The organism is Pseudomonas sp. WC2, assembly GCF_050586545.1.
GTDB lineage: Bacteria > Pseudomonadota > Gammaproteobacteria > Pseudomonadales > Pseudomonadaceae > Aquipseudomonas.
Window position 1 is genome coordinate 22,935 of the sequence record NZ_JBOBDR010000021.1, and the last position, 20,528, is coordinate 43,462.

Here is a 20,528-nt window from a genome sequence, read left to right on the forward strand (position 1 = left end):
CCCAAGCATAGTTAAGCCCCGCTCATTCTGCTTTGCCCGGTCAGGGTCAATTGTTGCTGCAGCGCTTGCTCCAGATCGAGCATCGCCAGGCTGCTCGCTTCGCGTCGGCGACTGATCTCATGGCTCGACATGGCTTGCTCGCAGGCTTGCTCAAGGGCATCGCAACACTCGATCAGCTGTTTTGCCTGGGCGATGCGCGCGGCGCCCTTGATTTTATGGGCGATGAGCGCCAGTGCATCGCGGTCGCTTTCTGCGGACAACCCCAGCAATTCCTGACGATCGACACGATTGCTGTTGAGCAGCTCAGTCATCAGGCGCAACGCCTGGACCGGATTACCTCCGGTCAGCAAGCTCAAGCCGTCAAAGTTGAAGGCAGAGCAACGCGCTGCCGGCTGTACCCCGCCGACCCACTCGCTCAGTACGCTCAGGCTCAAGGGCTTGAACAGGCAATCATCCATTCCCGCCTGTTTGCAGCGCTGCACTTCTTCAGGCAAGGCATTGGCCGTGAATCCGAGCACGATGCACGCCGGTTGCCGGTGCTGTTGCTCATGCTGGCGGATGGCGCGGGTCAATTCGTAGCCATTCATCAACGGCATGTTGCAGTCCGCGATCACCAGATCGTATTGACCCTTCTGCCATTGCTCGAAGCCGCTGCGCCCGTCTTCGGCGATGCTGAAGTGGTGACCGAGAAACTCCAGTTGCTGGCACATCAGCAAGCGGTTGGCCGGATGGTCATCAACCACCAGTACATTCAAGGGATCGGTTGAAGTCTGGATGGCGGGTTCAGCTTTTTGCGGTGCGTTTTCGGCGGCAAATGTTTCCATCGGCAGAGACATTATTACCCGGGTGCCGATCCCCGGATGGCTGCTCAACAGCAACTGGCCGCCCATCATTTCACACAGGTTGCGGCTGATGACCAGACCCAGGCCCGCGCCGCTACGGCTGCGCTGACTGCCACTTTCGGCTTGGGCAAAGGGCGCGAACAAGCGTTGCTGATCCTCGGCACTGATGCCGACGCCGCTGTCCTGTACGGTCAATTGCATGAGGGCGTGCGCAGGATCGTCGCCGGCGATCAGGTCCAGAGTGATCCTGACCTGACCCTGCTCGGTGAATTTGATGGCGTTGCTGACCAGATTGGACAACACCTGCTTGAAGCGCAGCGGATCAAGGCACACATCGACCGCGAGATCCGGTGGATTGACGGTCAGCAGCAGTGACAGGTTCTTCTGCCGGGCCAGACCGTCGAAGATACGCACCACGGCGTTGACCGTGGCGATGAGATTGACCCGCTCAGGCACTAGACTCAAACGCCCCGATTCGATTCTGGCGATGTCGAGAATGTCGCCGATCAATCCGAGTAAATCCTTGGCCGACTGGTAGGCGGTGTCGATCGATGAACGATCGGGATGTTCCCGGGCCATGCGTTTGAGGGTCAGTTCCAGCATGCCGATCACGGCATTCATGGGTGTGCGGATTTCGTGGCTCATGGTCGCGAGGAAGGTGCTCTTGGCGCGATTGGCGTCGTCGGCCTGTTCCTTGGCGGCGCGCAGGTCATCGAGCAACTGCCGGCGTTCACTGATATCGATCCAGCCGCCGATAATCCCTTGCACGTCGCCACTGGAATCGCGGTAGGGCAGGATCCAGTGATAGATCGTCAGGCGCTGGTTGCCGATGTGCAGCGGTCGATCCAGCACCAGCGCTCGGCCTTCGCTAATCACCCGCTGATAGTCGGCCTGGAAGGCGCGGGCTTCGAAAGCATTGCTCAGTGAGCCTTCCATCACGTTTTTGCCGATCACGTCTTCGCGCCGAGCGTTGAACGCTTGCAGATAGCTGTCGTTACAACTCTGCAAAAGTCCTGCACGGTCGCGAACGTAGATCGGATGCGGTGTGCCATTGACCAGTGAGCGCATGAATTCGTATTGATCGCCCAGGGCTCGCTCGGCGGCCTTGCGTTGGTTGATCTGGCGTCGCATGTAGGCATTCCAGGCGAGCAGCAGCAGGAGCAGCAGACAGGCCCCGAGCATCACCTGATAGAACAATCGCTGGTAATTACGCCAGGCGCTTTGCGAGGCCGCCGAGTAACCCCGCCAGCGTCCATTGATCACGCCGAGCTCTTCAGGCGCAATGCTCAGCAATGCTTTGTTGAGGATCGAGGCCAGTTCCGGGTTATCCCGAGCGGTGGCCAGTGAGAATGCGGCCTGCCCGGTACCGATGGTGGTGGTGATCTGTAACGCTTGCTCGAAAATCTGCGAGGAGATGAAGTAGTTGGCAATGACCAGCGAGTTCACGGCGCCATCGACGCGACCATCGGCGAGCATGGAAACGGCGCTGAAAGTGTCCGGTGTCTCGATCAGATGGATGCGCGGAAACTCGCGGCGCAAATACTCGACCATCGGATTACCCTGCGCGATCGCCAGTTGCTTGTCTTTGAGTTGGCCCAGATGCGAGGGGCTGTCGGCACTCTTGCGGGTCAACAGGACGTAGGAGTTTTCCAGGTACGGACGGCTGAAGTTAAGGATTTTTTCCCGTTGCGTGGTCGGCAGCAGCGCCGCGATCAGGTCGGCCTGATGGTTGTCGATCTGTCTGATCATCTCGGCGTCATTACGACTGCGCTGAATCTGAAAACGCAGCCCGGTACGCAGACGGATCAACTCCAGCAGATCCGCACTGATGCCGCGCAGATTGCCGTCGGAGTCGAAGAAGGTCAGCGGAGCGAAGGCTTCGTTCGCCACCACGTTGACCACCGGATGGCGCTTGAGCCAATCCTCCTCGCGAGCGGTCAGCTGTAATTTCTGATCGGTCAGCAGCAGGTCGCTGCCGGCACTCCAGCGTTTGGCAATGTTGTCGCGCTCGCTGCGCGGGACGGCCTTGATCACGCTGTCGATGATGCCCAGCAGCGAGATGTTGTCGCGGCGCACGGCGAAGCTGAAACCGTTGGCTTCCTGCTTGCCGAAATTGGCCATGCGCACGTTGTTGAGGTAACCCTTGTTGATCATGTAATGGGTAGAGAGGGTATCGCCGAGGAACACATCGGCCTGATCGAAGGCCACAGCGTTGATGGCGTTCTGGTAGGACGGGTAACAGGTAATCAGCGCCTTGGGATAGAGCGCCTTGACCTCGGCCAGTGGCAAATAGTGGTAGACCATGCTCAGGCGCAGCCCGGCCAGGCCTTCGCTGAGGCTGCGAGTCTCACTTTCGCGGGTCACCAGGACGGACTGGTCGATGGCGTAGGGTTCGGACAGTGCGAGCCTGGCGTTGCCGGCTTCGAAACCGTTCGCCGTACCGAGCATGTCGATGTGCCCGTCTTCCAGCGCCTGGATCGCGTCTTCCCGAGAGGGGAAGCGGCGGATGCGGATCGGTAACTGTGTGGCCTGGCTCAGCAGTCCGGCGTAATCGGCGGTCAATCCCTCGTAATCACGGCCGCTGACTGTCATGTCGAAGGGTGGATAATCAGGTGCGGAGGTTCCCAGAATCAATTCATGGCGGGTCTGTAGCCACTGCCGTTGCGACGCCTCGAACAGAACCTGCACCGATTCGCTCGCCGAACGACTCAACAGGGCAAAGTCTGACGACGTGTCGGCCACGCTGTACAAGGGAAGGCACAGGCACAGAAAAGTGCTCAATGCAGTCAGATAGTCCTTCAATCGACTGGGCATGTTGCCTCTCACACGAGTGCGTTTCGTTTGGCCATTTCGATAAGTTCAACAAGGGACTTGGCTTTGAGTTTTTGCATCAGACGTTTTTTATAAGTGCTGACTGTTTTATTACTCAGGAACATGCCTTTGGCGATTTCCTTGTTAGTTCGTCCCTGGGCGAATAACTGCAGGACCATCAGTTCGCGATCATTGACGGCCTTGAACAGTTCAAGTTCGGTATAACGCACATCATCGCTGCGAACCGGATTCAATGCCTGGCTGGGGAAATAGTTGTAACCGGAAAGTACCGCCTTGATTGCACTGACGAGTTCGCTCAAATCTTCCTGCTTGCACACGTATCCCGATGCGCCCGATTGCATGCACCGGATGCCGAACAAGGTCGGGCATTGGGCCGTCAGGATCAGGATTTTCAGCGGGGAGCCCATGGCATTGAAGCGGGCCAGTACTTCCAGGCCATCGAGCTTGGGAATACTGATGTCGAGAATGACCAGATCTGGCGTGCATTCACGAACCATTTGCATGGCATCGACCCCATTGTCGGTTTCGCCGACGACCTTGTAACCCTCATGCTCCAGCAACATTCGAACGGCAAGCCGTATGACCGGGTGATCGTCGACGATAAAAACGGAGTTCATAATCAAATCCCATACAAGCACGAATAAAGCGCGCACCTTAGCTCAGTTGAATGAGTGGTCGCAGGGACCGAGGTGGCCTTAGAGGCTATATGGGAAAAGTCCTACAATTAAAAAGGACTGGGACTACCGCTGTACTGGGTCGTACGTAAGTAGGGATGCGTCTGTTCGCAAGGGAATGTTGCGAAACTTGTCTTGTAGAAGACGCTGGGGATGTTGTGTTGATGTTTGTTTAGGCGTTTGCTTTCAATTCGTTCGCGAGCGTGCAGATCGATTTGCCGTCGGTGCTCGACAGACCCGATCACGGGCCGGTCGAGCCGAGCGGTTTTAAAGGTGCGAACGACCGGTCATTTCCAGTGCCATATCGCTGGCGTAGCTGTCGGTCATGCCGGCGATGAAGTCGATCATGCGCAGGAACGACGTGTGCAGCGGGCCGTTCGGGTCAGGTGCATTGTTGCCGAGCAAGTCGAGAATCCGGCGACTCTTGAAGGACGGTGTGCGGCCATTGTGCTGTTCGAGTGCAGCACCGCAGAAGGCATTCAGGAGGATTTCCAGCGTGGTGTAAGCGCCGATTTCGTGCAGGGTCTTGCGTTTATCCTGAAAGATTTTCTTGCGGGCGATGTCTTTGGCATTCAACACGCAACGTTTCGCTGGACCGTGCATGTGTTCCACCAGATCCCCCGGCAGCGTGCCGGCGAGTAACGCATCCTGTTGCTCGACAAATGCCCGTGCTGCGGCGTTGGTCAGATGCTCGATGGCTTTGCCGCGCAGAATGGCGAGTTTGCGCCGGCGCGAATCCTGTGGGCCGAGCTGGCGATAGGTTTCCGGCAGATCGTCGCCGACCAGACCCAGCAGCAGCGACTCGACTTCGGCGTATTCCAGCAGATCCATCTCGAGACCGTCTTCAAGATCGATCAGCGCGTAGCAGATGTCGTCCGCAGCCTCCATCAGATACACCAATGGGTGGCGTGCCCAGCGCTGTTCTTCCAGTTGCGGCAGGCCCAACTTGTGGGCGATCTGTTCCAGCAAGGGCAGTTCACTCTGGTAGCAACCGAACTTGTGCTTCTTGTAACCGAGTGAGTCGGCATGGCGCGCCGTCCACGGGTATTTCAGATAAGTCCCGAGGGTGGCGTAGGTCAGCCGTGTACCGCCATCGAACTGGTGATACTCAAGCTGCGTGAGTACGCGGAAACCTTGGGCATTGCCTTCGAAATTGAGAAAGTCACCGCGCTCCGCTTCGCTCATGCCGTCCAGCCAGCCACGCCCGGCGGCTTGTTGAAACCAGTGACGAATCGCGTCTTCACCGGAATGGCCAAAGGGCGGGTTGCCGATGTCGTGGGCCAGGCAGGCCGATTGCACGACCATGCCCAGATCGGCCGGATCGCACCAGTCGGGCAAGGCACTGCGCAGTGTTTCACCGACGCGCATGCCCAGCGAACGGCCGACGCAGCTGACCTCCAGCGAGTGGGTCAGGCGGGTGTGGATATGGTCGTTGCTCGATACCGGGTGCACCTGAGTCTTGCGACCCAAGCGGCGGAAGGCACCGGAGAAAATGATGCGGTCATGGTCTTTGTGAAAAGGGCTGCGGCCAAGTTCTTGCGGGCTGTGCAGCGGCTTGCCGAGACGTTCGCGATTAAGCAGGGTTTGCCAATCCAAGGCTGGTTCTCTCCGTCTGGTGACTGATCGCCCTAGCTTCCCGGTTCAGCCCGGCGCCTGCAAGCGGAACTACAGGCCCGCCGCATCAATGTCGATCAACAGCAGCCGTTCACCATTGTCGAAAAACTGCCCGGCGGTGAGGCAGTACTGATTGCTGGTGGCGTCGCGGTAAGTGTTGGAAAGTGTCAAACGGCGCTCCTCCCAACCTTCGGCGAGTAAATGATAGAAGTACGGGCGCCACGACCAGTTATGGCCCAGATAGCGATTGTCCGCGACCCAGCCGTTGTGCCGCCATTCGAGGTTGGGCGTCAGTTGCGTGCCGTGACGGTCGCATTGATAAAACCGCAGCAACCATGGAAAGGCCTCTAGTTGCGGCAAGGCACTCAGTGGTGCATGGGCCTGCGCCCAGGTTTGCAAGATCGTCATCAGTTCACTGAGTTGCTGACGCATCTGCATCAGCCGGCCACGTTCGGCGAGCTTCTGCCGCACGTAGCGTTGACGCAGTTCAGCGAAACGCTGGACGAAGGCATCGGTGGGGAAAAATTCTTCCTGCGCCCGGGCGAACAGAAAACCCTGCACGTATCGCGAGCCGCACTCGAGCGCAAAATTCAGCTGTGCTTCGGTTTCAACCCCTTCGGCAATAATCCAGCAGCCGGTTTTCTCGGCCATCTGCGCGAGCGCTTTGACCACTTCGCTGCTCGGCCCGCCCAAAGCGGCGGCCTGGAACAGGCGCATGTCGAGTTTGAGGATGTCCGGTTGCAGGGCGAGCACACGATCGAGTTGCGAATAACCGGCACCAAAGTCGTCGATGGCGATTCGTGCGCCGGCGTCACGGTAGCGTGCAACCACTTCGCTCAGGCGTTGGTTATTGCCACCCAGTTCGGTGATTTCGAAAACGATGCGCTGCGGATCCACGTCGTTTCGCGCCAATTGCTTGAGGCTCGGCAAGGCTTGGTCTGCGCGCAGACGGCTGATCCAGCGCGGCGACATATTCAGGCTGAGGAACCACTCGGACGGCGCTTCATGCAGACGGCTCAGCGCATTATCACGGATCTGCCGATCAAGTCGGCGCAAGGCGATGGCAGGTGTTCGCGGGTCGGCGAACAACGGCCCGACCGAGGTCAGTTGGCCGTCAGCCTGACGTAGACGTCCCAATGCTTCGACGCCTGCAATACGTCCCGTGGCGGTATCAATGAAGGGTTGAAAGCAGGCGAGCGGTTGCCCGTCGATCACGGGGCCTCCTTAGTGGTTCTTGTTCTGGTGAACCCCGCCAACCGGGTAGGCGCACGGGACTGAACCTCCGGATAAGAGGTTCATCCCGTCGATGTTGCAAGAATGTAGCCAGATGTATCCGATCAGCGTTTGCCGGAGCTTTGCATGACCAGCCTGATCAACGGCCCGAGGGTAGTGCCGAGACGAACCAGTCGAGTCAGACCACCGCCGCCGCTGCTTTTCGCGCCTTTGCCCGTGATAAAGCCCAATAGCGTCACGGCGGCCACGCCCCATAACGGCGCGTGCTTGATGCCGAAGCCGCCTTGCAGGTTCTGTGACATGCCGCGCATGCGCTGCAGGGGTTGCAGCACTTGCCCGGTCTCATGGCGGATTTCCTGGCGATGCATTTCCATGCGCAGGCGGATCAACGCTTTGCGCATTTCCCGGCGTGAGCCGTTGTGTGGCAGTTGGGGCAGGCTCATGGCAGCAGGCGCTCCCGGTCGTTGGCCAGCTCTTCGAGCGTGCCGTGGAAGGGCGAGGACTCATCGAAAATCGCCGCTTTGAGGCGCAGGCCGCAGAAGATCGAAGCCAAGGTATAAAAGACGCAGAGGCCGATGATCGCCGCCAGACGATAAGTGTCCCAGAAAATGATCATGACCAGTGTCGATAATCCCACCAGCAACAGCAGGGCAAACACCAGCGCCAAACCTGCGAACAGCAACAGGCTGACGGTGCGTGATTTCTGCTCCTGCAATTCGATGCCAAACAACTCGACATGGCTGTGCAGCAGACCCAGAACAGCGGCGCCCAAGCGCCGCGTGGAAGAGGCGGTGCCCGCAGTCGGGCCGGATTCACCGATCGACATGATCAGCGCCGCGTGGCCAACAGGCCAATCAGAAAGCCGACACCGGCAGCGATCCCCACCGACTGCCATGGGTTAGCCGACACATAATCTTCGGTTGCGGTGACGGCTGCCTGGCCGCGTTCACGCAGGGTGTCTTCGGTCAGTTTCAGAGTCTCGCGGGCGCGCAGCAGGCTGTCGTGAATCTGTTCGCGCAATTCATCTGCCTGATCGCCGGCCAGAGTGGCGGTGTGCTCGAGCAACCGTTCGGTGTCGGCGACCAGGGTCTGGAAGTCGTTCATCAGGATTTCTTGAGCAGTCTTTGCCTTGATGCTGGCCATGTGTGGATCTCCGTAAGTGACGTCTGAAGCGTTCGAGTATGAGCCTTGCGCGAAGGTTCATTACAAATGACTGGTACAACTTTTGCTGTGTCGTGGCGCGTCGTCCAGTCGCTGTGCGCTGTTGCCGGGCGTACGCCTGAGAAACCTTATCTCAAATAGTCACGGATCGTGTCAGGACATCGACCTCGTGCGCCAAAGCAGTTCACAGAACATTCAATTCGGTGACTGCCCGGTCGCAACTTGGTGCATGAGATGCCCGCACGAACCGCTTTGGTGCCTTTTTCGCCTTTAGGTCTGCCTGCTTATGGAAAATCTGCAAAGCGCTGTGGATACGTTCGTTCACAGCTCCAACACGTTGTTCATTCTGATCGGTGCGGTGATGGTGCTGGCAATGCACGCCGGTTTCGCCTTTCTGGAAGTCGGGACGGTCCGGCAGAAAAACCAGGTCAACGCCTTGTCGAAAATCCTCAGCGATTTCGCCGTCTCGACCTTGGCCTATTTCTTTATAGGCTATTGGATCTCCTACGGCGTGACCTTCATGCATCCGGCGGCGGAACTGAACGCCGATCACGGCTATGGCCTGGTGAAGTTCTTCTTTCTGCTGACCTTCGCTGCCGCGATCCCGGCGATCATTTCCGGTGGCATCGCCGAGCGCGCGCGTTTCGTTCCGCAGTTGTGCGCAACGGCGTTGATCGTGGCGTTCATTTATCCCTTTTTCGAGGGGATGATCTGGAACGGCAACTATGGCCTGCAAGCCTGGCTGGCGGCGACGTTTGGTGCGTCGTTCCATGATTTCGCCGGCTCTGTGGTGGTGCATGCCATGGGCGGCTGGCTGGCGCTGGCGGCGGTGCTGTTGCTCGGGCCGCGTAACGGGCGGTATCGCGACGGGCGACTGGTGGCGTTCGCGCCGTCGAGCATACCTTTCCTGGCGCTGGGCTCGTGGATTCTGATTGTCGGCTGGTTCGGCTTCAACGTGATGAGTGCGCAAACACTGCAGGGCGTCAGTGGTCTGGTGGCGGTCAACTCGCTGATGGCGATGGTCGGCGGCACCATGGCGGCATTGATCGTCGGGCGCAATGACCCGGGCTTTCTGCACAACGGGCCCTTGGCCGGACTGGTGGCGATCTGTGCCGGTTCCGATCTGATGCATCCGGTCGGTGCACTGGTGACCGGCGCGATCGCCGGCGCGCTGTTCGTCTGGTGCTTTACCGCCGCGCAAGTGAAATGGCGCATCGACGATGTGCTCGGGGTGTGGCCATTGCACGGTTTGTGCGGCGTTTGGGGTGGGATCGCCTGCGGCGTCTTTGGTCAGACTGCACTCGGCGGTATCGGCGGCGTCAGCCTGATCAGCCAGTTGATCGGCACCGCACTCGGCGTGGCCGTGGCGCTGATCGGTGGCTTCATCGTATACGGCGTGATCAAAGCGCTGCATGGGCTGCGCCTGAGTCAGGAACAGGAGTATTACGGCGCCGACCTGTCGCTGCACAAGATCGGCGCGGTAAGCCAGGACTAAGTCTCCTCATCATTGGCTCCGGGATAAAAACCGTGCAGCAGGCGATAGCGGTCGATCCTCACCTGATCGACCTGTTCCTGCACTTGATGGGCCGGCAGGCCGAGCATTATCAACGCGTGAGAGGCGAGCATCAGGCTCGATTCCAGTAACTCCGGCACCACTTCGGTGGCGCCGGCGGCTTTCAGGTCGGCCCACTGGCTGTCATCGCGGGTGCGCACCAGAATCGGTATATGCGCATTGAGTCGTCGCGCTTCCTTGAGAATGCGCAGGGCGACATCACTTTGATCCACCGCAATCACCACCAACTTGGCACGCAGCAAGCCGACCGCCGTTAGCAAGTCGCCGCGTGATGAGTCGCCGTAATGCACGTCACTTTCGCCCGCTGCAGCCTCTTGTACGCGTACCGGGTCATTGTCCAGCGCAATGTAAGGTTGGCGGGCGTTGCGCATGAAGCGGCCGATGGATTGGCCAACGCGGCCGAAGCCACAGATCACCACGTGCATGTCGAGGTCGGCATTGAGCGCGCTGATTTCTTCGATCTGCGCAGTCTGATTGGGCTTGCGATGCAGCGCCGCAGCGATGCGCGGCGCGGCACGCAACAGCAGCGGCGTCAGCAACATCGAGCAGAATGTGGCCGCCAGCAACAGCGGCCCCAACTGATCCGGCAGCAGGCTGTTTTGTTGCATCTGCGCCATCAGCGCAAAGCAGAACTCGCCGCCCTGCGCCAGGGCCAGACCGCTGCGCCACGCGGTTTCGCTGTCACTGCCGCGCCACTTCACCAGCAGGGCCACGACGATGCCTTTGATCACCATCAAACCGAGGGTGAGAGCAACGATCAACAGGCTGTGACTGACGAACAGTTGCAGGTCGATCAGCATGCCGATACTGACGAAAAACACCCCGAGCAGGATGTCGCGGAAGGGCCGGATATCCGCCTCAATCTGATGCCGATAGTGGCTCTCGCCGAGCAACATGCCGGCCAGGAAGGCACCGAGGGCCGGGGAGAGGCCCAGCAAGTGCGTCAGCCACGCGGTCAGTAGCACAATCACCAGCGCCAGCAGCACGAACAGCTCTGCCGAACGCGAAGCAGCGACTTCATGGAACAGTCGTGGCAGCAACCAACGGCTGGCGAGCAGCAGACCGACAAACAACACCACGGTTTTCGCCAGTGTCAGCGGCAGCGCCCAATACCAGGCCTGGGTGCTGCTCCCGGCGAACACCGGCACCAGAGTCAGCAGCAGAACTGCGACCACGTCCTGAAACAACAACACGCCGACCGCGTTCTGACCATGGCTGCTGAACACTTCACCGAGGCTGCCCAGCTCTTTGGTGACAATCGCCGTCGAAGACAATGAAAGTCCCGCGCCGAGCAACAGCGCCGGCGTTATCGGCATGCCGAGCAGCATCAACAGCGAACCGAGGAGGGCGGTGCTGATCAGTACCTGCTGGCTGCCGAGGCGAAACACGACCTGGCGCAGCGCGATCATCTTCGACAGGGAAAACTCCAGGCCGAGGGAAAACAGCAGGAACACCACGCCCAGTTCCGCAACGTCAGGCAGGTGTTCGCTCTCGTTGACCCAATCGAAAGCACTCGGCCCGACCAGCAAGCCCACGCACAGGTAACCCAGCACGGGAGGCAGCCGCAGGCGACGAAACAGGGCAATCACCACTAGGGACGAGGCGAGGATGATCAACAGATTGGCAAACACTGGACACTCCAATGTCAGGGTTTCAGCCTCTCAAGCGTAGAGGCAAAAACAGCGGGAGCATCGCGTAATCGATATTTGTGCGAACTGATGTGCGTCAGGGTTTTGCATGAGGCCCTGTAGCTGATGCGCCGGAACCTTTGGGCAGGGTCGGGTCGACGGGGTTTCGGACCAGGCCTAGAATAGCTCCACTTATTTTTGGTTGAGCCGTCATGCCTCCTGAATGTCAGTTGTTCGGCACCCTGGGGTGTCACCTGTGTGAACTCGCTGAGGCCGAGCTGATGACTTTTGTCGAGCATGGTCTGCTGGTTGAGCTGGTCGATATTGCTGACGACGAGAGTTGGTTCGAGGCTTACAGCCTGCGCATTCCGGTTTTGCGTCGTATCGATACCGGAGCGGAGCTGGACTGGCCATTCAACGCCGATCAGGTGGTGGCGTTTCTGCGCTGATCGATGCCCTGTAGTGTTCCGCTCATCGTCACGCTGATCCATTCCTTGGCACATCCCCAGCGATTCGGTTACTGTATGTCTGTACAGTAATTTGGGTCAGAGGGATAAACCGTGGTCAATGTCGAACAGTTGAAGAACAGCGTGAACCGGATGTCGGTTGACGTGGTGCGCGAGGCCGTTCTCGAACTGCGCCTGGACGGCTTGGTCACGGAGGGCAAGACGCCGTTCAACAAGGTGCATTTCAATACCTGCTTCGCCGAGATTGAAGCCTTGTTTCAGCGCGCCGGGTATCACAAACAACTCGACGTTGTCGGCTATCAGGGTCTGTTGTACGCCTTGTATGACCCGGGTCGCTGGGAGGCAGTCGACGTGCTGCGCTGGCTCAAGGAGTTCACCGAAGCGGCAGCGCTCAAGTCGATTCCGGCCTGAGGATTGCGCTAGGTACGTCTCCCTCAAGTGTTGGATAATGCCGGCCTGCCTTGAGGGTCCGAATTTCCATATGTCCACATCGACGTTTTCTGCTGCACAGAATCAGGCCAGCACCCTGTATTTACCACCGGGGAACTGGCTGACTGTTCTCGATTGTTTGTGCGAGCACTTCAGCGCCATTGGCCGCGAGCAGTGGCTGGACCGGATTGCCCGTGGGCGCGTGCTGGATGGGCAGGGTCAGCCCATTACATTGGACTTGGCTTACAAAGAAGGTCTGCGCATTCACTATTTTCGAGAAGTGCCAGACGAAAAGCCGATTCCGGTGGTCGAGACGATTCTGTACGCAGATGAACACCTGGTCGTGGCCGACAAGCCGCATTTTCTGCCAGTAACACCGGCCGGAGACTACGTCGAGCAAACCTTGCTACGTCGGCTGATCCGTCGACTCGACAATCCTCATTTGGTGCCGCTGCACCGTATCGACCGGCACACAGCGGGGCTGGTGATTTTCTCGGCCAATCCGCAAACCCGTTCGGCCTATCAATCGTTGTTCCCGACGCGGCAGATCGACAAACGCTATGAAGCGATTGCACCGGCATTGCCAGCGCTAAGTTTCCCGTTGGTACACAAGAGCCGGTTGGTCGATGGCGAGCCGTTTTTCCGCATGCAGGAAGGTCCGGGTGTCAGCAATACCGAAACGGCGGTGGAGGTTCGCGAAAAGAACGGCGATCTCTGGCGCTATGGTCTGTTTCCGGTGACGGGCAAAAAGCACCAGTTGCGCGTCCATATGACCGCATTGGGCGCGAGCATTTGCAACGACCCGTTCTATCCGCATGTGCTCAAGGACATTGAAGACGACTACGCCAATCCGCTGAAGCTACTGGCTCAAGGCTTGCGGTTCATTGATCCGGTAAGCGGTGAGGAACGTGAATTCGAGAGCCAGATCACCTTGCAGTGGTGATGCCAAATACTTTCCAGCGCCCATGAAAAAGCCCGCATTGAATGCGGGCTTTTTTTGTATCCGGTGTCGACGCGGAGCTTACAGCTCTTTAACGGTACGAACCTGATCCTTGTTGATGCGGGTTTCTTTGCCGTCGAGTTGTTTGAACTCGTAGAAGCCCGAATCGTCATCGTATTTCGGGGTGTCGACGGCCTGGATTTCGCGACCGTCATTCAAGGTGATCACTGTAGGCGACGAGCAACCGGCGAGGGTAGCCAGGCCCAGTGCGAGCATGAAAGTGGCGAGGGTCCGTTGAGTCATGGTGTGTCTCCGAATGGGAATTCTTTTGGTTACTGAGCTTGAGACGTATACAAGGCGTGAGAGTTCCTTGAGTACTGTCAGTCTGACACAGTGTTGTGCGAATTTAACAGTTCGGGGGTGTTGAGGTTGGCCAGTCGCGGGTCATTGTCCGGGCATTGCAGGGCAGTCGCGCCGAGAGCGCGCATGACCCGGCCGGGGCTGCGTTCACCGGCGTTCCAGGCCTCCTCGAAGGCTGCCGACAGGGCCACCGGAATCACGCAGAGCAACGGTTCCCAATGGTCGTCATGACGCAACATTAAAGGTTTTTCAGGATTGAGATTGGCGGTTTCGCGCATGCTTTGCAGCAATGCATCGTCGATGCGTGGCACATCACACGGCAACACCAGCAAATGCCCATGGCGCGCTGCTTTCAGGCCTGCACGAATGCCGGCCAGTGGCCCCGGAAAATCGCCTTCGTCATCCTCCACCAATTGATCGGCGAGGGGTGCATAACGCTCGCGATTGCGGTTGCAGGAAATAATCAGGTCGTCGGTCAGCGGACGGACCTTGCGCTGCAAATGCGCGATCAAGGGTTCGCCCAGCCATTGCACCAAACCCTTATCCTGGCCGCCCATGCGCTGGCCGCGCCCACCGGCCAGAAGCAGAATGGAGCAGGGCGGCAATTGCGAATTCAGGGACATGGCAGCTCTCCATGGGGGCGGCGAAAAAGGGGGGCGCTGTGATATAACACCGGGCTGTTTCTCCTACAACTGGACGAGCCTATGAAAGCCAAGGCTGATGTACCTTTCGTGCCGCTCAATATTGCGGTACTGACTGTCAGTGATACCCGAACGCTGGAAACCGACACTTCAGGTCAGGTCTTCGTCGACCGCTTGACCGCGGCTGGCCACAATCTGGCCGAGCGGGTGTTGCTCAAAGATGACTTGTACAAAATCCGCGCGCAAGTCGCCAACTGGATTGCTGACGATGTCGTGCAAGTCGTGCTGATCACCGGTGGTACCGGTTTTACCGGGCGTGACAGCACGCCGGAAGCCGTTGCCTGCCTGCTGGACAAACAAGTGGATGGCTTTGGCGAGTTGTTCCGGCAAATTTCGGTGGCCGATATCGGCACCTCGACCGTGCAATCCCGCGCGCTGGCCGGTCTGGCCAACGGCACGCTGGTGTGCTGCCTGCCAGGTTCGACCAACGCTGTGCGTACCGGATGGGACGGCATCCTCGGCGAGCAATTGGATGCGCGTCACCGTCCGTGCAATTTCGTCACCCATCTCAAACAGGCGGCGCCTTGTGAATCCCGTGGGTAAACCAGGCAAGACCGGCAGCCTGATGCCGGTCGAGGCTGCATTGGCACGTCTGCTGGAAATGGCGGAAGCCTCGCCGATTACCGAGCACGAATATCTGCCGCTGGCGAAGGTCGAGGGGCGAGTGCTGGCCGAGGATCTGGTGTCGACACTGGATCTGCCGCCATGGCCCAACAGTGCCATGGACGGTTATGCCCTGAATCTGGCGGACTGGACGGGTGAGGCATTGCCGGTCAGTCAGAAAATTTTCGCCGGGCAGGCTCCCGAGCCGTTGCAGCCCGGCACCTGCGCTCGAATCTTTACCGGTGCGCCGGTGCCGGCGGGGGCTGACTGTGTGGAAATGCAGGAGAACGCCGTGGTTGAACCCGACGGTCGCGTGCGTTTCATCGAGACCATGACGGTGGGGCAGAACATTCGTCCACAAGGCCAGGAAACCACGGTCGGGGAATTGATTCTGCAAGCCGGCACCCGATTGGGCCCGATCGAGCAAGGCTTGTCCGCCTCCTTGGGCTGCGCCGGTCTGAACGTTGTGCGCAAGGTGCGGGTTGCCGTGATATCCACCGGTGACGAGTTGGTAGAGCCTGGCCAACCATTGGGTCCGGGACAGATCTACAACAGCAATCGCGTGGTTCTGTGCAGCTGGCTGCAGCGCTTGGGATGCGAAGTGGTAGATGCCGGGATTCTGCCCGATGATCTGGTCGCCACCCGTGCCCGTTTGGGCGAGTTGCAGGATGTCGACCTGATTCTCTCCACGGGCGGTGTCTCCGTGGGTGAAGCTGACTTCCTCGGCATTGCCTTGAGAGAAGAGGGCGACCTGGCTTTGTGGAAACTGGCCATCAAACCCGGCAAGCCGTTGACCGTGGGCCACTTTCGCAAGGTGCCGGTGATGGGGTTGCCAGGTAACCCGGCGTCGACGCTGGTCACTTTCGCCTTGCTGGCCCGGCCTTACTTGCTGCGACGTCAAGGTGTGAAAGACGTCGAGCCGTTGAAATTCGCCGTCCCGGCCGGTTTTGACTGGCTGCAGGCTGGTAACCGTCGTGAGTATCTGCGTGGGCGGCTGGAACAGGGGCGAGCCGTTATCTACCGCAATCAAAGTTCCGGTGTCCTGCGCAGTGCAGCATGGGCCGATGGCTTGGTCGAAGTGCTAGAAGGCCGCACATCGGTGGCCGGCGACGAGGTTGTGTTCATCCCGCTGAGTGATCTTCTGGGTTGACCTTCTGTTTCGAGAGTGCAGGCTCGGCGAATGATCGTCGATGCCTGCACAAACCGATTATCAGTGACCGATCAGGCTGACCAGTTGATCAAACCGGCTGTTGGCCACCCAGCCCAACAGGCCCAGTACCACTGCCGTCGCACCCGCTGAATAGGCCAGGCGATGCTTGATCGATTTGACGTCACCCCTGACTTCGTCCATGTCGCGACGGATGTACTTGAGGTGGGTTTCCAGTTCGGCAAAACGCGGTTCCATATCAAGTTCTCCAGTGTTTTTGGCGCTGCCCGTGAAATCGGATTTATGCGTGCCGCGGCACTCGCTGATGGGAGCCACCGGACCCACTGGTTTTCTGGCTTCAGGACTTGGCATGTGAATACCCGTCTGCCGATTCGATTGCACATTTGCCGCGAAGCTCACCATTAAAACTGATGAGATCCGTAAGGGTGTATCCACTCATTACATGCACGTCCTTGTGTATTGTTGATCGAAAATGACCGCCGGCACACGGTGAACGACTGAACCGTCGAGGTCAATTAAGCCGTTTCCGTATGTTTTGTAAGAATAAATACCGCCTTGTAGGACGCTTGATCCCAGCGCTTGAATTAATTGTGCCTCGCGTGGCTTTTTTCCGGGCTTGAATGGTCAAGATGTTTCACACGATCCATTTGCGGAGTAACCGTTATGAGTGAACGCAGGGCGCTATTGATTCTGCATGGCAAGCAGGCACTCAACGAGTCAGTGCGAGAAGCTGTCGAAGGCCAGCGCGCGCAAGGCTGGGACCTGGCGGTCCGGCTGACCTGGGAAGCGGGCGATGCCCAACGTCTGGTGGAGGAAGCCTTAGCCAGCGGCTATACGAAGATCATCGCTGGAGGCGGAGATGGCACGTTGCGTGACATTGCCGAAGCGCTGGCGGCGCATTCTGAAAAGGCCAGCCTGGTGCTGTTGCCTTTAGGCACCGCCAACGATTTCTCTCGTGCGGCGGGCATTCCCCTGGAACCTGCCGATGCACTGAAACTGCTCGATACCGCGCCGACCGCCATCGATCTGGGTGAAGTCGGCGGGCAGATTTTCCTCAACATGGCCACGGGTGGCTTTGGCAGCCAGGTCACCGCCAACACGTCCGAGGACTTGAAAAAGGTCCTGGGTGGGGCCGCCTATCTATTTACCGGATTGTCCCGCTTCAGCGAGTTGCACGCGGCGTATGGCGAGTTGCAGGGGCCGGACTTTCACTGGAGCGGCGAGTTGCTCGCCCTGGGTATCGGCAATGGCCGGCAGGCGGGTGGGGGGCATGTGCTGTGTCCCGATGCGCGAGTAGACGACGGCTTGTTGGACATCAGCATTCTGCCGGCGCCGCAAGAGTTGGTCGGCACCCTGAAAAACCTGCTGAGCGATGGCTTCGGCATCGACAACATGTTTGTCCGCGTCCGCCTGCCATGGGTCGAAATCAAAGTCGCTGAGGGGCTTTACATCAACCTCGACGGTGAGCCGCTGGAAGGCGAGAGCATGCGTTTCGAAGCGCGTCCTGCGGCGCTGCAGGTGCATTTGCCGAAGGACTCACCGTTGCTGTCCGGGCAGTCGCCGGTCAGTCGTCAAGGCTGATGATTTGCTCGCGCACGGCAAACAGCACCAGGCCTGCCACGTCGTAGATTTGCAGACGCTTCATGATCTGCGAGCGGTGGGTTTCGACGGTTTTGATGCTCAGGCCCAGGCCGTTGGCGATTTCCCGGGTGGATTTGCCGCGCACGATCAGGCGCAGGATTTCCAGCTGGCGCGCGGTCAGGTTGTGTGAATCGGCGACTTCCGGCTGCTGCTTCTGATTGCGAGTCAGGGCCTGATTGATCACGGTGTGAGCGATGGCCGGGCTCAGGTAACGTTCGTTGTTACGCAATGCGTCCAGCGCGTGCTCAAGCTCAGTGGCGGTGGTGTCCTTGAGCAGATAGCCATGGGCGCCTGACTCCAGCGCTTGCATGATCAGCGCCGGATCGGTGTGCATCGAGAGGATCAGCACCTTGCTCTGCGGGCGCACCCGCTTGAGCCGTTGCAAAGCCTCCAGGCCGCCGGTTTCGCGCATCGAAATATCCAGCAGGACGATATCAGGCGACAGTTGCTCGACCATTTCGAGCAGTTGTGAACCGTCATTGGCTTCACCGATCACGGCGTAACCTGGAATATCCAGCACCAGAGCGCGCACGCCGGCCCTGATCAGCGAGTGGTCATCCACCAGAAGTAAGTTACAAGTCAACGCATAACCTTATTGGTACTGGCCCGTTCGAGTGCCCGGGGCGCCCAGGGCAGAAGTGCTTCGATTTGAGTGCCTTGGCCCGGCTCACTGGTGACCGTCAGCGTGCCACCCAGTTGCTCGATCCGCTCGACCATCCCGGCCATACCCCGTTGTCCTTCCCGTCCCGGGTTGGCGGCCGGCGCGAAGCCCTGGCCGTCATCGCTGATCAACAGTGTCAGGCCTTGCGGCAGACGTTGCACGCGAACCACAAGATTGGTCGCCTGAGCGTGTCGCAGGATGTTGGTCACCGCTTCCTGAGTGATGCGAAAAGCCGCGACGGCCATTTCTTCCGGAATGCCGTTGAGGCGCTGCTGGCAATCGAGGCTCCAGTGCACGCTCGTGTTGGTCAGTGTCTTGAGCAGATGCGCACGCAGGCTGGCTTCAAGGCCCAGGCTGGTCAATTGCCGAGGATTGAGAATGGCCGAGACGTCGCGCACTTTGTTGAGGGTTTCTTCGAGGGTGTCGCTCAGTACGGTGCAGTGTTCCTGCAAGTCTTGCGGCATTCGGCGTTTCAGCCACTCGCTTTGCAGTTTCGCGGCGGTCAGCAATTGACCGATGTCGTCGTGCAGTTCGCGGCTGAGGCGATGGCGCTCGTTTTCCTGGACTTGCAGCAAGCGGTCGGCAAGTTCTTGCGGTTGAAATTTGATCGATTTGCGTGAGAGTCGGTATTGCACCCAGACACATGCCGTAGCGGCAATATTGAGCAGTAACAGACCCAGGCCCAGCGGTGCCGAAAACCCATAGGTGAGCAGGCTGCCCAGTGCGGCGGCGACACTCATGATGAGCGTGAACCGGCGTGCGTTTTCCCGGGAAGGTGGCCAAGTGGTGATTGACTTGAGGCTGGCGTACATAGCGGATGGAGCCAATGGATGTTCGCTGCGGGCAGACCGGCCGGTGGCTGGCGGGTCTCTGTCTGAATATGCTGTCAATTATCTTATTGATTTCAATGAGGTGGAGTAAACGATGTTTGACCGTCAACTTCGGCGCAGGCCGGACATTGAAATCACTGTGCCATTAATACGATACCAACTAATGGGCGGCATAATACCACTTAAGATACCGTTGGTCGCGCTGCCATATATGTCCAATAGGTCAGGAAATTACGCCGTTGGACGTTAGTTCCATAATGGAAAAAAGTCAGTTTGTTTTATTTTCGATACATATCGATGTTGCCTGAAATGCAGTTCTTTACACACAGGTAAACCCTGAGACCGGCAGGCAAATATCCGTTTCAGTCATACGTAATTATTTAATTCGATGTGTCGTTGAGAGGTATGAACTATTCAATAGCGACACTTGGAAGGCAGTCCTGCGCGGTTGCATGCGGTGATGCACAGGTCAGGCCTGGCGTTCCGAATAGCTCACCGAGGGCAAACGTTTGCTTGCTGGCGACGATTGAAACGGGCTCTGGCCCACCTGAAACGCCAAGGCCTCAATCAACGACGTCTGCTCACTTTCATCGAGGCTCAGTTGCCCGGTTTTCTGGTCAACCAGTTCCAATTGCCAGGCCATCAGGGTGAAGCAGTCTCGCAACGCATCCAGTGCCTGTTCATGCAGGTCAACGCGATCCTGGCTCAGATTGAGCAAGCTGTAGATGTGCAGGGAAAATTCGGAAATGGCTTCCAGCGCCAAGGCTTCGGCGCGGCTCGCGAGCTTGAGCAGGGTGCTCAGCATGCAGTCGATGGCGTCCTTGTCATTGCTGATCAGTTGCAGGTGGCTGAGGCATTCTTCGGACTTGGTCAGCAGCGTTTCAGCCTCGACCACGAACTCGGGGAAGCGTTGTGCCCAGTCTTTATGGTCGATTGGCATGCTTATCTCCACAACGTCATGTCTGATGAGGGAATGCCGTGTGTGGCGACGATCATGAATCGTCGGGAGATCGCGCCCAGCGGTGCAAGTGCACAGGCTGAGGTTTTCCAGGTGGGGTTCCACTGAACTGCGATCGCACACAATAGCCTGACTCCGTTCATGCAATGAGAATGGCGTCACATTAATGGCTATTGGATATTGCGAATATCAGGTTGGGCCTGATTGTTACTA

At 58.6% G+C, this 20,528-nt stretch carries 21 protein-coding genes; 7 read left to right on the top strand and 14 right to left on the bottom strand.

What is annotated here, in order from left to right; genetic code table 11:
- Positions 1–11 precede the first annotated feature (11 nt).
- From ACQ4OE_RS22535 to ACQ4OE_RS22565, 7 genes are all read right to left on the bottom strand, one after another.
- Positions 12–3,656: a transporter substrate-binding domain-containing protein gene (locus ACQ4OE_RS22535; protein WP_430947959.1), complete on the bottom strand. Its 3,645-nt coding sequence runs from the start codon at positions 3,654–3,656 to the stop codon at positions 12–14.
- An 8-nt stretch (positions 3,657–3,664) separates the two neighbouring features.
- Positions 3,665–4,291, bottom strand: coding sequence for a response regulator transcription factor (locus ACQ4OE_RS22540; RefSeq protein ID WP_122591942.1), 627 nt, complete (start codon positions 4,289–4,291; stop codon positions 3,665–3,667).
- 324 nt (positions 4,292–4,615) lie between these two features.
- Positions 4,616–5,944, bottom strand: a complete 1,329-nt coding sequence (locus tag ACQ4OE_RS22545; RefSeq protein ID WP_122591941.1) for a deoxyguanosinetriphosphate triphosphohydrolase — start codon at positions 5,942–5,944, stop codon at positions 4,616–4,618.
- Positions 5,945–6,013: 69 nt separating this feature from the next.
- Positions 6,014–7,177, bottom strand: a complete 1,164-nt coding sequence (locus ACQ4OE_RS22550; RefSeq protein WP_430947960.1) for an EAL domain-containing protein — start codon at positions 7,175–7,177, stop codon at positions 6,014–6,016.
- Between the two features lie 122 nt (positions 7,178–7,299).
- Complete coding sequence (locus tag ACQ4OE_RS22555) at positions 7,300–7,638, bottom strand: hypothetical protein (protein WP_430947961.1); 339 nt, start codon at positions 7,636–7,638, stop codon at positions 7,300–7,302.
- Positions 7,635–8,021 (bottom strand): phage holin family protein, encoded by a 387-nt coding sequence (locus tag ACQ4OE_RS22560; RefSeq protein ID WP_008079909.1) that lies wholly within the window; start codon positions 8,019–8,021, stop codon positions 7,635–7,637. Before ACQ4OE_RS22560 ends, ACQ4OE_RS22555 begins: the two co-directional genes overlap by 4 nt.
- A gap of 2 nt (positions 8,022–8,023) precedes the next feature.
- The gene (locus ACQ4OE_RS22565) at positions 8,024–8,338 is read right to left on the bottom strand and encodes a DUF883 family protein (protein WP_122591936.1); all 315 of its coding nucleotides are present in this window, start codon (positions 8,336–8,338) and stop codon (positions 8,024–8,026) included.
- A gap of 304 nt (positions 8,339–8,642) precedes the next feature.
- Between ACQ4OE_RS22565 and ACQ4OE_RS22570 the strand changes: the two genes are divergently transcribed.
- Positions 8,643–9,851 (top strand): ammonium transporter, encoded by a 1,209-nt coding sequence (locus tag ACQ4OE_RS22570; RefSeq protein ID WP_430947962.1) that lies wholly within the window; start codon positions 8,643–8,645, stop codon positions 9,849–9,851.
- Here ACQ4OE_RS22570 and ACQ4OE_RS22575 read toward each other — a convergent pair.
- Positions 9,848–11,560, bottom strand: coding sequence for a cation:proton antiporter (locus ACQ4OE_RS22575; RefSeq protein WP_430947963.1), 1,713 nt, complete (start codon positions 11,558–11,560; stop codon positions 9,848–9,850). The genes ACQ4OE_RS22570 and ACQ4OE_RS22575 overlap by 4 nt on opposite strands.
- 209 nt (positions 11,561–11,769) lie before the next feature.
- On the opposite strand from ACQ4OE_RS22575, the gene ACQ4OE_RS22580 reads away from it, so the two are divergent.
- From ACQ4OE_RS22580 to ACQ4OE_RS22590, 3 genes are all read left to right on the top strand, one after another.
- Positions 11,770–12,006 carry a glutaredoxin family protein gene (locus ACQ4OE_RS22580; protein WP_122591931.1) on the top strand — a complete coding sequence of 79 codons (237 nt, stop codon included), beginning with the start codon at positions 11,770–11,772 and terminating at the stop codon, positions 12,004–12,006.
- A 111-nt stretch (positions 12,007–12,117) separates the two neighbouring features.
- Positions 12,118–12,435, top strand: a complete 318-nt coding sequence (locus ACQ4OE_RS22585) for a transcriptional regulator (protein WP_122591930.1) — start codon at positions 12,118–12,120, stop codon at positions 12,433–12,435.
- 70 nt (positions 12,436–12,505) lie between these two features.
- The gene (locus ACQ4OE_RS22590) at positions 12,506–13,396 is read left to right on the top strand and encodes a pseudouridine synthase (RefSeq protein ID WP_430947964.1); all 891 of its coding nucleotides are present in this window, start codon (positions 12,506–12,508) and stop codon (positions 13,394–13,396) included.
- A 78-nt stretch (positions 13,397–13,474) separates the two neighbouring features.
- On the opposite strand, the gene ACQ4OE_RS22595 is transcribed toward ACQ4OE_RS22590, so the two are convergent.
- Together ACQ4OE_RS22595 and mobA are read right to left on the bottom strand one after the other, a co-directional pair.
- Complete coding sequence (locus tag ACQ4OE_RS22595; RefSeq protein WP_007908660.1) at positions 13,475–13,696, bottom strand: YgdI/YgdR family lipoprotein; 222 nt, start codon at positions 13,694–13,696, stop codon at positions 13,475–13,477.
- Between the two features lie 77 nt (positions 13,697–13,773).
- Complete coding sequence (mobA, locus tag ACQ4OE_RS22600; protein WP_430947965.1) at positions 13,774–14,376, bottom strand: molybdenum cofactor guanylyltransferase MobA; 603 nt, start codon at positions 14,374–14,376, stop codon at positions 13,774–13,776.
- 81 nt (positions 14,377–14,457) lie between these two features.
- Between mobA and moaB the strand changes: the two genes are divergently transcribed.
- Together moaB and ACQ4OE_RS22610 are read left to right on the top strand one after the other, a co-directional pair.
- A complete protein-coding gene (moaB, locus tag ACQ4OE_RS22605; protein ID WP_122591925.1) occupies positions 14,458–14,997 on the top strand; it encodes a molybdenum cofactor biosynthesis protein B in 540 nt (179 codons plus the stop codon).
- On the top strand, positions 14,981–16,207 hold the full coding sequence (locus tag ACQ4OE_RS22610) for a molybdopterin molybdotransferase MoeA (protein WP_430947966.1): 1,227 nt from the start codon (positions 14,981–14,983) through the stop codon (positions 16,205–16,207). The genes moaB and ACQ4OE_RS22610 overlap by 17 nt, the downstream gene beginning before the upstream one ends.
- A gap of 60 nt (positions 16,208–16,267) precedes the next feature.
- On the opposite strand, the gene ACQ4OE_RS22615 is transcribed toward ACQ4OE_RS22610, so the two are convergent.
- The gene (locus ACQ4OE_RS22615) at positions 16,268–16,576 is read right to left on the bottom strand and encodes a hypothetical protein (RefSeq protein ID WP_430947967.1); all 309 of its coding nucleotides are present in this window, start codon (positions 16,574–16,576) and stop codon (positions 16,268–16,270) included.
- Positions 16,577–16,888: 312 nt separating this feature from the next.
- Here ACQ4OE_RS22615 and yegS point away from each other — a divergent pair, with 312 nt between their 5' ends.
- Positions 16,889–17,806 (top strand): lipid kinase YegS, encoded by a 918-nt coding sequence (gene yegS, locus ACQ4OE_RS22620; RefSeq protein ID WP_430947968.1) that lies wholly within the window; start codon positions 16,889–16,891, stop codon positions 17,804–17,806.
- Here yegS and ACQ4OE_RS22625 read toward each other — a convergent pair.
- The 3 genes from ACQ4OE_RS22625 to ACQ4OE_RS22635 all read right to left on the bottom strand — a co-directional run bounded on the left by ACQ4OE_RS22625 (position 17,790) and on the right by ACQ4OE_RS22635 (position 20,297).
- A complete protein-coding gene (locus ACQ4OE_RS22625; protein WP_122591918.1) occupies positions 17,790–18,449 on the bottom strand; it encodes a response regulator transcription factor in 660 nt (219 codons plus the stop codon). The genes yegS and ACQ4OE_RS22625 overlap by 17 nt on opposite strands.
- Complete coding sequence (locus tag ACQ4OE_RS22630) at positions 18,446–19,339, bottom strand: sensor histidine kinase (protein WP_430948008.1); 894 nt, start codon at positions 19,337–19,339, stop codon at positions 18,446–18,448. Before ACQ4OE_RS22630 ends, ACQ4OE_RS22625 begins: the two co-directional genes overlap by 4 nt.
- Before the next feature lie 487 nt (positions 19,340–19,826).
- Entirely contained in the window at positions 19,827–20,297 is a 471-nt protein-coding gene (locus tag ACQ4OE_RS22635) for a hypothetical protein (RefSeq protein WP_430947969.1), read from the bottom strand.
- Positions 20,298–20,528 lie beyond the last annotated feature (231 nt).

Bases quoted from the DNA above. Each gene is read 5' to 3' on its own strand.
- ACQ4OE_RS22535 (WP_430947959.1), bottom strand. From the start codon at position 3,656: ATGCCCAGTCGATTGAAGGACTATCTGACTGCATTGAGCACTTTTCTG.
- ACQ4OE_RS22540 (WP_122591942.1), bottom strand. From the start codon at position 4,291: ATGAACTCCGTTTTTATCGTCGACGATCACCCGGTCATACGGCTTGCC.
- ACQ4OE_RS22555 (WP_430947961.1), bottom strand. From the start codon at position 7,638: ATGAGCCTGCCCCAACTGCCACACAACGGCTCACGCCGGGAAATGCGC.
- ACQ4OE_RS22560 (WP_008079909.1), bottom strand. From the start codon at position 8,021: ATGTCGATCGGTGAATCCGGCCCGACTGCGGGCACCGCCTCTTCCACG.
- ACQ4OE_RS22565 (WP_122591936.1), bottom strand. From the start codon at position 8,338: ATGGCCAGCATCAAGGCAAAGACTGCTCAAGAAATCCTGATGAACGAC.
- ACQ4OE_RS22570 (WP_430947962.1), top strand. From the start codon at position 8,643: ATGGAAAATCTGCAAAGCGCTGTGGATACGTTCGTTCACAGCTCCAAC.
- ACQ4OE_RS22580 (WP_122591931.1), top strand. From the start codon at position 11,770: ATGCCTCCTGAATGTCAGTTGTTCGGCACCCTGGGGTGTCACCTGTGT.
- ACQ4OE_RS22590 (WP_430947964.1), top strand. From the start codon at position 12,506: ATGTCCACATCGACGTTTTCTGCTGCACAGAATCAGGCCAGCACCCTG.
- ACQ4OE_RS22595 (WP_007908660.1), bottom strand. From the start codon at position 13,696: ATGACTCAACGGACCCTCGCCACTTTCATGCTCGCACTGGGCCTGGCT.
- mobA (WP_430947965.1), bottom strand. From the start codon at position 14,376: ATGTCCCTGAATTCGCAATTGCCGCCCTGCTCCATTCTGCTTCTGGCC.
- moaB (WP_122591925.1), top strand. From the start codon at position 14,458: ATGAAAGCCAAGGCTGATGTACCTTTCGTGCCGCTCAATATTGCGGTA.
- ACQ4OE_RS22615 (WP_430947967.1), bottom strand. From the start codon at position 16,576: ATGCCAAGTCCTGAAGCCAGAAAACCAGTGGGTCCGGTGGCTCCCATC.
- yegS (WP_430947968.1), top strand. From the start codon at position 16,889: ATGAGTGAACGCAGGGCGCTATTGATTCTGCATGGCAAGCAGGCACTC.
- ACQ4OE_RS22630 (WP_430948008.1), bottom strand. From the start codon at position 19,339: ATGTACGCCAGCCTCAAGTCAATCACCACTTGGCCACCTTCCCGGGAA.
- ACQ4OE_RS22635 (WP_430947969.1), bottom strand. From the start codon at position 20,297: ATGCCAATCGACCATAAAGACTGGGCACAACGCTTCCCCGAGTTCGTG.